The following is a 12,137-nucleotide window of genomic DNA, read 5'->3' as shown; positions in this document are numbered from 1 at the left end:
AATAAGCACTGTGATAGCGCTGGTGTTTTGTCTGCGGGCAGGCGGCAGCTAATGAGGGCTTACGCTGTTCCCAATACCTGTAACCGAAGTGATGGGGGCGCCACCGGCGTAGCGAGCCGAGTTCGAGGTACCGCTGACATTGGCATTCTTCAGCGGGCCGGTTTTGACCCCGTTGCCTTGGCCTTCCATGGTCAGCACACCTGTGCTGCGGTTGTGCATCGAATTGGGCCCCGAGAGGATGGTCACGTTCTCAAACGTGCCTCCGGTCAGGAAGTTTCCGACACCGTCGATGTGAATGCTTGCGGCATCTGAGGCCTGAACCGTATTTGAGTTCCCCATGACGCTGATTGAGGTACAGTCACCGGAAATCTTTACAGTATTTCCTGTTCCTTCGACAACAACGTCGCCACCTGAACAGTGCAATTCGGCGGTGACAATCTCGCCTGTGACCGTGTGGGTTGTTCCACTGGACACCTGTAGCGCTGCTGGTCCCGCGGTGGGGATGATGACCTCTGGTTCGGGACTGGAGTTGGCCGCGGCGGAAGCTGGTGGCGTGGGTTCCACGGGGCCTGATGAATCCAGTTGGGGTGAGGGGCTGACAGGCGCGTCCGCTGCGGCTGCTCCGAGCGGCGCGCCGCCGGCTCCGCATGCAGAAAGAGCAACGGCTGCTCCTGCGTTGGCCAGGACTAATGGCAAGGCCACCAAGATTCTTCGGTAACCGAATCGTTCCATGATTGCTTATTCCTTGATCTATTCCGTTGGGCCGCACCGTTAGTGTTGTGAGGTAACCATCGCAGTTCCGGCCAGTGCTGTCATGTCGGGAAAAGTGCTGTCAGCAGAACTGCCGACAGCATGCGGGGACGGCCATGGGTAGCATTGCGTTCCATGGACAAAACCGGGGAAGAGATCCTTGCAGCGGCGAGGGATGCAATGATGCGGGACCGGAAGTTCCTGATACAGGGTATTGCTGTCCTGCGGTTAGCTCAGCTATTGCTGTGGCCGGCATGCATTTTGCTCGGACTGACTGCCGGCATTGAAAACCAGACTTTGGCAACGGTCACTATGGTTCTTCAAACCCTTTGGTCGTTGATCTGGGTGACTATCGTGCTCAGCCGCAATGACATTCCGGTATGGTCACTGTGGGCCGACGTTTCCATTAATGCCAGTGCTGCCGTCGCTGCAGGACTGGCATGTTATTCCTGGGACGCTTTGAGCTGGTCAAATTCCGCGGTTCCATTGGCGCTGGGAAGCATGCTTTCGGTGGCGCTATTGTTTCCGGTGCGGCAGGTTCTCCTGGCCTGGTTGATGCTGTCAGCCGGTATTGGTGCAGGCGCCTCCGTTGCCATGTCGCAACATCCCGCAGTGGTGGCAAACTATTTTTCCACCCTGGTCATGCTTCTTGTCCTGGCCGCCGTGGGAGCACTAATGGGACACCGGATGCGCGTATTGCGGGCGAGTACCGGCCACGCCGCACAGGCATTGGAGGAAGCTCTTATGTGGCGCCGCTCAGCGGAGGCGCAAGGCAGCGAACGGACCAGGCAATACCGAACGTTGCACGACACTGTTCTTTCTACCCTCAGCGCACTTGCCCGGGGTAGTCTCGATGCTTCGGACCCTCTGGTCCAACGTCGCTGCGCAGCTGACGCGGAGTATCTGCGCTCGATCATCTCCTCGGCGGACCGGTCAGCAGTAAACAGGCTCCAAGGCGAACTTGCGGCTCTCGGCCGGGAACAAGCGGTACTCGGCCTGAGGGTCCACCACCAGGTTGCCGACATGCCGGCAACCGTCCCCGATGAGGTTGTCGCGACGATTCGGGATGCCAGCCGGGAGGCGTTGAACAACGTCCTGAAGCATTCCGGACAGAGCCAGGCGTGGGTCACAGGGCGAGGCGATCCGGCCGGAAATGGCGGAGTCACAGTCACCGTGACGGATCGTGGGCGGGGATTCGACATGGGCACAAACTCACCCGGACTTGGACTGAGCGGTTCGATTATTGCAAGAATGTCGGAAATTGGGGGTAGCGCGGTCGTTGAGAGCCAAGCCGGGCAAGGGACCAGCGTGGAATTGAGGTGGCCGGCATGAGCGGTGTTGTCCGGATTGGCGCGATTGATGATGACAGGATGCTCCTGCAGGGCCTTGCGTCGTGGCTGAAACCTTTGAAGGATGTACTGCTGGTCAGGATGGCGTCCACCGTGGCCGAGTATCTTCAGGAAAAGGTGGTCGTTGATGTCATATTGCTGGATCTGAATCTTCGGGATGGGAGCAATCCCGGCAACAATGTTCGGGAGTTACTCCAAACCGGAGCGGCGATTCTGGTGGTTTCAACCATTCCTGATCAGGAACACGTGCTGGCAACCATTGAAGCGGGTGCTTCCGGTTACATCACCAAGGACAATGACTTGCCCAACCTGGTTGACTTCATCCGGGCGGCGGCCCAAGGCGACCTCGCAGTCAGCCCGGAACTGGCTTTCCTGCTCAGCACCGACGCGCGGCCGCAGCGGCCCCGACTTTCTGCCCAGGAATCCACGGTGCTTCGTATTTACGCCTCCGGCGCCACTCTGGCCGCGACGGCCCGCCAAGCGGGCGTGGCCTATGGAACGGCCAGGGAATACCTGGAACGTGTCAAACGCAAGTACACCGACGCTGGATGGCCGACGAGGACAAAACTTGAGCTTCGCGAACGGCTTCGGGAAGAAGACCTCTGACGAATCATGGGGCGCCGGGGCAGGCGAACGCGTCACTGATGCTGCCGCAGGCCTTCATGCATTAATTAGCCGCAGCTTGATCGATCTTCAGCTCTGCTTCGTCACGTGCAGCCAGGCATCAAGGATTCGCTGAGCATCTGATTCAGGGCCAGTGACTTTCTGCGGTGGTGGAGCCCTAGGTGTGGCCGTGCATCGGGGCGGGGGGTAGATCCTGAGGCAGTCTTTAGCGGGTAGTTCAAGCTGGTGCCAAAAGAAAATGGCTGAAGCCGCGGACCCAGAGCTGCTACCCCTATGGGTCACCCCGCGCATTGCGGCAGTCTTCGTGACTTTTTGGGTTTGTGTCCTTTGGCGGGACGGGCAGAAGTACGACCGATTCGTTCAAGGTCCTTTCGACAGAACGGTCGTGAACCACGTCACGATCGGCCTTGGTGCGCCACTGAAAGATAAAAGGCAGGCAACTAATCGACGTGGATCACAGGCTCTCATCTGGGAGAAGGCTTCCGTCACTGCGCATGCCGAGAAGCGGAGAGACTGTGGAATCGACGATTGGAAGACGTTCTCTGATGGCCGGCGGTGGGCTTGCTTTGGTTGCTGGAGCAGCTTTCGCGGGAACAGCGCCCGCTGCTGCTGCTACTGCTGTGACGAAGAACGCCAAACGGGTCTACTACGCTTCGGACTTTGGAATCCTTCCCCGCGCGACAATGCCGATCATTACCGTGGACCTCTCGGAAACCGATCGCAGAAGATACAGCAGGGGGATGCAGGGGAAGCCCAATGTCCAGGCGGTCGGAGCGCCCCTCGACACTGTGGCCATTGACCAGTCGGATGAGATTAATGCGTTTCTCCAGCAGGTCGCGACTCTGGGTGGGGGCATTGCCATTTTCGAGGGCGACGTGAATCAACTCGTTGGTTATGGCGTGAAGAAGCCCATAGTTATGTTGTCGGAGGTTGCAATATGGGGGTTGGGGTGGAACAAAACTACTTTCATGTTGATGGACGGCGCCAACTGTTCTGTCTTTGTCAATAAACCGGGAAGCAACTACCACGATGTTCGCGATCTGAGGATTAACGGCAACCGTTGGGGGCAGAGTTTCCCGGAGGCATTGAATTTTTCGGGACCTGGTGTTGACCTGTTGAGCCCTAGGGACCCCGGAAACCTGGCCAACCGTCATCCGGCAAATCCTGACAACTGGCAGTACAACTCGCACGGAATACTGATGGTCCCCGACTACACTGCGCCTAACGCGTCCCCGTATGGAGATACGTACTCCAGCTTTGAGAACATCTTTATCGTGAACCCTTATGGCAGTGCCGCCATGACCAACAAGGTCGGCGGTGAAATACGTTTTCGTAACGTCGTGTCCCAGAATGCCGGCGGCAACGGGTTCACCGTGGGTTATGACACCTACTTGAGTGAAGTAACCGTAGCCAATTCCGAGTACCACGGATTTCTGCAACAGAACGGCTCGACTCGATTCACCAACACGAAGGCCTTCTGGTGCGGCCAGGTGCTTGATCGGTGGCAGATCGGCGGGGGCGGGGTGAAGGTGCGGCGAGCTTCGATTGGCTACAAGATCATCGGTGGTTGCTGCGAATTCTCGTCGACGGAAGCCCAGAACTGCGGAGGCGAAGGTTTTTGGCTTGAGGACGCAGAAAGCGTCAACGGCCAGATCGCGTCGGTTGCCAACAACATGATCGCTGACATAGCCAAGATCTCCAATCCGGATGGATGGGGCCAGGTTCCGAACAACTTTGCCAACGACGCCGCGTGGAACGGCGGTGCTGCTTCGGCGAAACCAACTCCGGCGGACCATCCTGCCGTGAGGTTGGTGGGGAAGTCCAAGTACAACAATCTCTCTGTCACCTCGCGAACTGCGGGTCAACAGGCCGGGGTAGGCCTGGGCCAACAGGCCTATGCGCTTAGTGTCGATGCCACGTTTGGGACACTGGCCAACAACATCTCCGTGACGCACTCCGATGGATACGATGGGACACGCGTAAAGGGAATTCTCGCACCGGACACGCCCCATAGTGCCATTGCCCAGAATTGGATTCTGGCCAATGGCAAGCCGCTGGGCGACGCTGTGCGCAAGGCGCCGCTGACCATCAATGAGATTGATGCCGCTGGAACGTACATCATGATGGGCCCGAGTTATACCTACAACCCTTTCCCCGGCGGAATAGTCAGGCTTACATGCGTTGAACTTGACAACGTATTTGCTGTGGAAGCAGATCGTCTCGATGCTGCCGGCGCGCCGTTCACGAACATCAAATACAACGACGGGCTTGGCTGGCGGGGTTGGGTTCAGCGGAGTCGGGCGTGAGCTTTTCTCTCGGCAATCGTCGTGGGGTCCCGGCGGAGTGCTTTCCACTAGCCGGCGCGAGGTCCTCAGAAGCGGAATATGAAACTCGTGCCATCCAGCGATCGTGGCGCTCGGAAAAGATCTACGCCAAGTCGAACCTCCTCGCTGCGCTTCTCAGGAGCCAAGGCATCCCTGCAGGCTTGTGCTATCAGCTCCTGGCGGGCCAAGACGGCGGCCATGTCCTGCACGGTCTCGTAGCGATCGACCTCGAAGAGGGTTGGCACAGGCAGGACCCGCGAGGCAACAAGCCCGGAATCGACGCCCAATTCTCGTTGGAGTACTTCCCGAGGGAGCACTCCAGTGCGCGTACCGGGAATCACTCGCCCGGCATGTCCTTCAGGACTGGCTGCACGGATTCGGCTGGACGGTGCTCGAGGCTGTGTGCTGGGGACTCAGTTGCAGTGCGAGTTCGCGTAGTTGGCGGGGACGGAATGGCTTAATGAGGTATGCCGTGGCTCCGGAGGCGATGGCGTGTAGTTCATCATCCAGTTCAGCGAAAGCTGTGATCATCAATATCGGGGCCTGTGAAACGGCGGCAATCAGGCGTGCAGCCTCGCGGCCATCCATATCAGGGAGACCCACATCAAGAGTGATGAGGTCCGGGTTGAGTCGTTCGGCTTCGACCACCCCGTCATGCCCTGTTTCGCAGGCGTGGACCTCGAAGCCGGCGTCAGTGAGGATCAGCGCTATGAGGTCGCGGATATCAGCATCGTCCTCAATGACTACGCAGGTCTTTGGTGAATTCACGGAGGTCCCCTTTCGGGACAAGCTTACGTGCGGGACGGCTCGGTACATCTGTGGCTCGCGGGAGTTGCTACTTCCGGTTCCCGTCTCTATCAGTCGCTGCTCCGACTCAGCAAAGGGAAGGAAACTTCGACTCGCTATTTTCTTGACGGAGTGACCCCTCTAGTCTGGGTGATGGAGCACGGTCCCTGGACATGGCGACCGCGCGAGGGCTGCAGCAGCGTGGCTCTCCCGTCCCGGAAATTGTTTTTGCTCCGGGTATCCGTTCATCTTGTCGTGTCCGTCAGTAGGCAGCGCCATGGGGGCGGATCCAAGACCGGGTATTGGGCGGCACGGTAGTGCTGGTGTGGACCTGGCGGGAGCGGATGTAAGCGATGAACAACTCGTTGAGCAAGTGCGCTCCGGTGACACCGTGGCCTTTGATGCTCTCTATGGACGACACCGCGTCATGGCGAGGCACGTCGCCGCTGCCCAAGTGGATAACCGTGCTGATGTTGATGATGTTGTAGCAGACGCTTTTGCATCAGTGCTGGAATCGCTGACCCAGGGTAAGGGGCCGGATACCTTCTTCCGCGCCTATTTACTGACAGCGGTCCGTAGAACGGCTTACAGGGCCAACCGTTCGGGTTCACGAACGCGGCCCACTGATGAGTCCTATCTTCTGGATAGTGCGCATTACCATCAGGATTCGGTCCTGGCTGAGTTCGAAACAGCGGCAGTGGCCCAAGCTTTCAAGTCCTTGCCGGAACGGTGGCAGGCCGTTTTATGGTACGTCGATATTGAAGGCATGAAACCCAGGGCGGCATCGCCGATGCTCGGGCTCAGCCCAAACGGCGTTTCCGCTCTTGCCCTGCGGGCAAGAGAAGGATTGCGTCAGGCCTACCTGCAAAATCATGTCGCAACCTCTGTAGGCGAGGACTGTGAGGAGTACTCTTCCCAGCTCGGAGTGTATTCCCGCAAGGGACTCAGCCCACGATCCGAGCGGAAGGTTCAGGCCCATTTGGAGGGGTGCTCAAAGTGTACGGCCCTGTTGCTGGACCTCCACGATGTTCAATCGGCGATGAGGTCTGTGCTTTTCCCCTTGATGACAGGAATGGCCTTCAGTTCCGCGATTCCAGCCTTGGCATCAGCCTCCGGTATTGCTGGTGTGACTTCCAAAGCTGGTGCGGCCTTAAGCGGGACGGCTCTGCCCGTGAAGGTGGCTGTTGGAGTGCTGGTGGCGGCCGGCGTGAGCTCTATAGCAATCGTAGCCATGGGCGCTGCCGGCATGTTTGCGGCGGAGACCCAAACGGCCCAGACGGTGCCGTCCCGGAAAGTGCCGGGACCAGTCGCAACCCCAACACTGGGTCCAACGGCCATCCCCGGCCAAGGGGGCCGACCACATCCAGGAGTGACCGGCACGGTCCCGGCACTTCCTTCGATCTGGGTGGTATTCCGGCCACAGCCCACTCCCTCCGGCCCTGCTCTGCCAGGAACCCTCTTGCCCGAGGACCCGCCGTCCTTGCCGCGGGTCCTTCCGAGCATTGCCCCTTCGTCGTCGTCGATACCGCCTCTTCTTCCGGCGCCGCCATCACCTGCACCGTCCCCGTCCGCCACCCCCGGTGTGACGACGTCGGGCAGTCCAACGTCGTCGCCCACGTCCACGCCCCCTTCTCCAACCCCGACCCGAACCAATTCCACGCCGGATGTAGCGGCCGACTTTTCGGCCGAACCAGGCACCACGGCTTCCGACGTGAACGTGAAAATCGTCTTCCGTCTTGGCGAGGAGAGGATGCTTGCATCTGCTGAGGTGACCTTCAGCCTGTCTGAGGGAGCCGGAATGATCCCGGGGAAGGTGATTGAGCCATCCGGCTGGGACTGTAAGAAGGAAGACGATGACATTCCAGCGTTACAGTGCAGCAGCACGGCGGTGGACCCGGGAGCGCTCGAGTTCCGTTTAGGAGTGACGCGCAGCGACCCGAACAAAGAAACGACGATGACTTACATTTTCAGCGGCAGTGGGATGACGTCCACGACGTTCGTGAACACCTTCTGATCCAGGGCTTGCATCCCGGCGAAGCTGATCCGGGTTCGTTGCCGGAGGCCGTGCTGTTCAGTACCTCGGTGCAATCCAGCGAGGATTTTCCGTCACGAAACCCTTCTTCAGGGCACTTCGTCAACGTGCACGCTGATCATGAACCCCAAAGGCCCCAAATCATGCCTGGCCCCAAGTTACCTTGCAAAGAACTGGCGGAGACGGCTCCGATCCTTGCGGGGAAGCTGGCCCGCCTGTCCCCGGAGCAACTCGCAATGATCTTCCCGGCGGAGAATTCTGTCGGTCCTGTATGACACAGTCTTTATATGACTGCTCCACTGCTTGCCCATGCTACTGAATACGGCCGGATGTATGCCCGCTCCACCACGGAGCAATTTTCGGTGCCTTCCATCACTACGGTGATTGGTCAACAGGCACACTCGCTGGATGGTTGGTTCAGTTACATGGGTGCGAGCAGCCTCGCTGCGGATCCGGAGCTTCCAGCAATTCTGGGGAGTCCGGCCAAGACCCGGCAGGCCATCAGCAAGGCCGCCAAAGCGGCGGAGATTTACCGCGATGCGGCGGCGGAGCGCGGTGACCGGGTCCACACCTACTGCGAGCAGGTGGCCCTGCGTGCCCTGGGCCGCCCTCACCGGATGCAGGAATGCCGGGACGATCTCGCAGCCCATGGTGAGCAGGCCTTCGCCGCCCGGTTTGACGAATGGTGGGAGCTTTACAGGGTTGAGCCGTTGGCCCCGGAGATCACCGTGTGGAACAAGACGGTGGGCTACGCCGGGACACTTGACCTTGTAGCCCGGATCAACGGGCGTATCTGCCTGATCGACTACAAGACCAAGGGCACCACCAGGGACGGAACGGTCAAGGCCCTGGACGACAAAGTGGTCATGCAGCTCGCCGCCGGAATGAAGGCCGAGGAAAGCCTGGTGGATCCCGTGGCTGGTGAATGGGAGCCGTGGAAGTACGGAGATAACCCCATGCTGCTCGCTGTGGCCATCGGAGAAACTGAAGTGCGGCCGATGCGGGCCAATCCGGAGATCCTTAAGCATCATTGGTGGAAGTTTTGCGCACTTCGGCGTGTCTGGGAAATGTCGGCAGACGTCACTGCGGCAGGACAGGCATTGTTGCCCATCGCTCCGCCCGTGTTCGCGGCGGTTGGTGCCGGAGCCGCGAACAGCGGCAGCGGCGATGGACTCAACTAAACTGGCTTAGGCTCCGCAACACCCGGGGCCGGGTTGGACGATAGTGAGGACTGACAGCATGGCAATTTTGAGTATCCGAATCATCGGGGATCCGGTGTTGCGCACCGTAGCGGACCCTGTCACCGATTTCGGTCCGGAGCTCGCCAAGCTGGTAGCTGACATGACCGAAACCATGGAAGACGTCGAAGGTGCCGGCCTGGCTGCACCGCAGATCGGCGTCAGCCAGCGCGTCTTTACCTACCGGATCGGGGGAGTGGAAGGCCACATCATCAACCCTGTCCTGGAGAACAGCGACGACTTCCAGCCGGACGAAGTAGAGGGGTGCCTCTCGATTCCCGGCTTGGGCTTCCCGGTGCGCCGTTTCCGGAAAACCAAGGCGACCGGTGTCGACGTGAACGGCAACCCGGTCTCAGTGGAAGCCGAGGGCATGCTTGCCCGGTGTTTCCAGCATGAGACCGATCACCTGGACGGCATTCTGTACACGGACAGATTGGAAGGGGAGGACCGTAAGGCAGCTCTCCGCGCCATCCGAAACGCCAATTACCACGCCATTACGGAGAAGACCACGTCCCAGCGTGCCACCAGCGTGGGATCAAGTTTTGGTGGCGGCAGCTTCGGAGTTCCGGAGTGAGGGTCCTTTTCGCAGGAACTCCCGCCGTGGCCGTCCCCTCATTGGATGCCTTGGTCAAAGCAGGATTCGACGTCGTTGCTGTCCTGACGCGCCCGGACGCACCGGTAGGCAGGAAGCGGGTCATGACGCCATCGCCGGTCGCGGCGCGGGCAACGGAACTGGGTATCGAGGTCATCCGTGCCGCCAAAGTAGATGCGGACACTACGGCCCGGATCTCGGAGATTGCCCCCGATGTTGCCGCGATTGTTGCCTACGGTGGAATTGTTCCGAAACCGGCTTTGTCAGTCCCGACACATGGGTGGGTCAATCTTCATTTCTCCCTCCTGCCTGCGTGGAGGGGCGCTGCCCCCGTTCAGCGCTCCATCATTGCCGGCGACGAAATTACTGGTGCCGTGACGTTCCAGTTGGAAGAAGGCCTCGATACCGGGCCCGTCTTCGGTACCCTCACAGAAGCTGTCAGAGCGGACGATACTGCCGGGGAACTGCTGGAGCGCCTTTCCATCAGCGGGGCCGTGCTGCTCAGCCAGACCCTTTCGACGATCGACGCCGGGCAGGCTGCCCCCCAGCCGCAAACCGGGGAAGTCTCCCTGGCGCCCAAACTGACACTGGAGGATGGCCGCCTGGACTGGCAACTGCCTGCCCTCGCCATCAATCGTCGTGCCCGTGGTGTAACACCCGAGCCGGGAGCATGGACTACGCTGGACGGCCAGCGAGTCAAGCTTGAACCAGTGAAGCTCCGTCCCGACGTCAAGGACTTGGCTCCGGGCAGTATCAGGGTGGATGGAAAGACTGTTCTTGTTGGCACCGGATCCCATGCCGTTGAGCTTTGCAGGATCCAGCCGGCAGGTAAGAAAATGATGTCGTCGGCTGACTGGGCCCGCGGCTTGGCAACACCTGAGAGAGTGGTATTCGAATGAGTGAGTCCGGCCGGCGAGGCCCCAACAACAGCGGGAACCGGGACGGCGGCGGACAAGGCAACCGCGGCGAAAGCCGGCGCAACGCCCAGGGGCGCGAGCGTAACCGGGGTCCCCAGCGGGGATTCACCAACAATGCTCCGTCGCAGCGTACGCGTCGGGCTGATCCGGCGCGGCTGGTGGCGTTCGAAGTGCTCCGTGCTGTTGCTTCCGAGGATGCCTACGCCAACCTGGTGCTCCCGGCCCGCATCCGGGAACACCGCTTGGACCGCCGGGACGCCGGCTTTGCCACCGAATTGAGCTACGGCGCTTTGCGAGGCCAAGGCACCTATGACGCCATTTTGGCCCGCTGCGTGGACCGCCCCCTTGAGCAGTTGGACCCTGCCATCCTGGATGCCTTGCGGATCGGCGCCCATCAGTTACTGTCAATGCGTGTTCCGGCGCACGCGGCACTGGACCAGACCGTTGGCTTGGCGCGCGCCGTCATCGGCGCAGGTCCGTCAGCCCTGATTAACGCGGTCCTTCGCAAGGTCACCGCCCACAGCATGGGTGAGTGGCTGGACATCCTCCTGGCCAACGAGACTGACGAAACAAAGATCGCAGCGCTCCGGCACGCCCACCCTGAATGGATTGTCCGCGCGCTGCGCCAGTCATTGGTCAACCACGGCCGCCCGAAGTCGGAAATCGATGACCTGCTGGAGGCGGACAACGCCGCTCCTGTGGTTAATCTTGTGGCTTTGCCCGGTTTGGGAAACCTGGATGAGGCGTTCGATAACGGGGCCACCGCAGGCGAACTGGTGGAAGACTCCGCCCTGTCCGCCGGCGGTGATCTCGGCCGCCTGGAATCGGTCCGCCGCGGCACCACCCGTGTCCAGGACGTCGGATCCCAGTTGGTTGCCCGGGCGTTGGCCGGCGTGGATCTTCGCGGAGCCTCTTCCGGAGGTGAACGCTGGCTGGACTTGTGCGCCGGTCCTGGAGGCAAAGCGGCGCTCCTGGCCGCTTTGGCGCACCGGGACGGCGCTACTTTGTTGGCCAACGAGCCCGCGCCGCACAGGGCCAAGCTTGTCCAGCAGGCATTGTCGGCAGTTCCGGAAGACACGTGGTCGGTTCGGACCGGTGATGGACGCGAGGTCGGTTCGGAGCAGGCGGAGGCTTTCGACCGCGTGCTGGTCGATGTTCCCTGCAGTGGGTTGGGGGCGTTGCGCAGGCGGCCGGAATCGCGGTGGCGGCGATCACCCAAGGACATCGGCGACCTCGGTCCGTTGCAGCGCGACCTCCTGAAGTCCGCGATTGATGCCGTGAAGCCCGGCGGCGTGGTTGCCTATGTGACATGCTCGCCGCATCCGGCCGAGACCACTGCTGTTGTCAGTGACGTCATGTCCAAACGTGCGGATCTGGAATTGCTCGACGCCGGGCAGGCGCTCGACGACGTCAGCCTCACCGGCCGCTTGGGCGCCGGTCATGAGCAAACAGCCCAGTTGTGGCCGCACGTCCACCAAACGGACGCCATGTTCATGGCCATCATCCGCAAAAAGCCGTAACTGCC

The 12,137-nt window shown here is 60.6% G+C and carries 13 protein-coding genes and 1 pseudogene; 9 read left to right on the top strand and 5 right to left on the bottom strand.

Annotated features, from left to right (window positions below; all coding sequences use genetic code 11):
* Window positions 1-48: 48 nt before the first annotated feature.
* Window positions 49-732, bottom strand: a complete 684-nt coding sequence (locus tag M1D51_RS12900) for a DUF3060 domain-containing protein (protein ID WP_458106777.1) — start codon at window positions 730-732, stop codon at window positions 49-51.
* Between the two features lie 153 nt (window positions 733-885).
* On the opposite strand from M1D51_RS12900, the gene M1D51_RS12895 reads away from it, so the two are divergent.
* From M1D51_RS12895 to M1D51_RS12885, 3 genes are all read left to right on the top strand, one after another.
* Window positions 886-2,082, top strand: coding sequence for a sensor histidine kinase (locus tag M1D51_RS12895; protein WP_458106776.1), 1,197 nt, complete (start codon window positions 886-888; stop codon window positions 2,080-2,082).
* On the top strand, window positions 2,079-2,705 hold the full coding sequence (locus M1D51_RS12890; protein ID WP_172324959.1) for a response regulator: 627 nt from the start codon (window positions 2,079-2,081) through the stop codon (window positions 2,703-2,705). The genes M1D51_RS12895 and M1D51_RS12890 overlap by 4 nt, the downstream gene beginning before the upstream one ends.
* Before the next feature lie 806 nt (window positions 2,706-3,511).
* Window positions 3,512-5,029 carry a hypothetical protein gene (locus tag M1D51_RS12885; RefSeq protein ID WP_458106775.1) on the top strand — a complete coding sequence of 506 codons (1,518 nt, stop codon included), beginning with the start codon at window positions 3,512-3,514 and terminating at the stop codon, window positions 5,027-5,029.
* Window positions 5,030-5,094: 65 nt separating this feature from the next.
* On the opposite strand, the gene M1D51_RS12880 is transcribed toward M1D51_RS12885, so the two are convergent.
* From M1D51_RS12880 to M1D51_RS12870, 3 genes are all read right to left on the bottom strand, one after another.
* Complete coding sequence (locus tag M1D51_RS12880) at window positions 5,095-5,388, bottom strand: hypothetical protein (RefSeq protein ID WP_458106774.1); 294 nt, start codon at window positions 5,386-5,388, stop codon at window positions 5,095-5,097.
* Between the two features lie 16 nt (window positions 5,389-5,404).
* Window positions 5,405-5,815 carry a response regulator transcription factor gene (locus M1D51_RS12875; RefSeq protein ID WP_458106773.1) on the bottom strand — a complete coding sequence of 137 codons (411 nt, stop codon included), beginning with the start codon at window positions 5,813-5,815 and terminating at the stop codon, window positions 5,405-5,407.
* 280 nt (window positions 5,816-6,095) lie between these two features.
* Window positions 6,096-6,254, bottom strand: coding sequence for a hypothetical protein (locus M1D51_RS12870; protein WP_458106772.1), 159 nt, complete (start codon window positions 6,252-6,254; stop codon window positions 6,096-6,098).
* A 6-nt stretch (window positions 6,255-6,260) separates the two neighbouring features.
* Between M1D51_RS12870 and M1D51_RS12865 the strand changes: the two are divergent.
* Window positions 6,261-6,785, top strand: a pseudogene (locus tag M1D51_RS12865) (RNA polymerase sigma factor); the annotation flags it as partial.
* Between the two features lie 77 nt (window positions 6,786-6,862).
* On the opposite strand, the gene M1D51_RS12860 reads toward M1D51_RS12865, so the two are convergent.
* Window positions 6,863-7,450: a hypothetical protein gene (locus M1D51_RS12860; protein ID WP_458109643.1), complete on the bottom strand. Its 588-nt coding sequence runs from the start codon at window positions 7,448-7,450 to the stop codon at window positions 6,863-6,865.
* A gap of 94 nt (window positions 7,451-7,544) precedes the next feature.
* Here M1D51_RS12860 and M1D51_RS12855 point away from each other — a divergent pair, with 94 nt between their 5' ends.
* From M1D51_RS12855 to M1D51_RS12835, 5 genes are all read left to right on the top strand, one after another.
* The gene (locus tag M1D51_RS12855) at window positions 7,545-7,847 is read left to right on the top strand and encodes a hypothetical protein (RefSeq protein WP_458109642.1); all 303 of its coding nucleotides are present in this window, start codon (window positions 7,545-7,547) and stop codon (window positions 7,845-7,847) included.
* Window positions 7,848-8,152: 305 nt separating this feature from the next.
* Window positions 8,153-9,046 carry a cytochrome gene (locus tag M1D51_RS12850; RefSeq protein ID WP_458106771.1) on the top strand — a complete coding sequence of 298 codons (894 nt, stop codon included), beginning with the start codon at window positions 8,153-8,155 and terminating at the stop codon, window positions 9,044-9,046.
* 58 nt (window positions 9,047-9,104) lie between these two features.
* Window positions 9,105-9,677, top strand: coding sequence for a peptide deformylase (gene def, locus M1D51_RS12845; RefSeq protein WP_458106770.1), 573 nt, complete (start codon window positions 9,105-9,107; stop codon window positions 9,675-9,677).
* Window positions 9,674-10,594, top strand: a complete 921-nt coding sequence (gene fmt, locus M1D51_RS12840; protein ID WP_458106769.1) for a methionyl-tRNA formyltransferase — start codon at window positions 9,674-9,676, stop codon at window positions 10,592-10,594. The genes def and fmt overlap by 4 nt, the downstream gene beginning before the upstream one ends.
* Window positions 10,591-12,132: an RsmB/NOP family class I SAM-dependent RNA methyltransferase gene (locus tag M1D51_RS12835; RefSeq protein WP_172323890.1), complete on the top strand. Its 1,542-nt coding sequence runs from the start codon at window positions 10,591-10,593 to the stop codon at window positions 12,130-12,132. Before fmt ends, M1D51_RS12835 begins: the two co-directional genes overlap by 4 nt.
* The last annotated feature ends 5 nt before the right edge of the window (window positions 12,133-12,137 follow it).

The sequence above is a fragment of the Arthrobacter sp. R3-55 genome (genome assembly GCF_054161505.1).
This window is presented reverse-complemented; position numbering and strand designations above follow the sequence as displayed.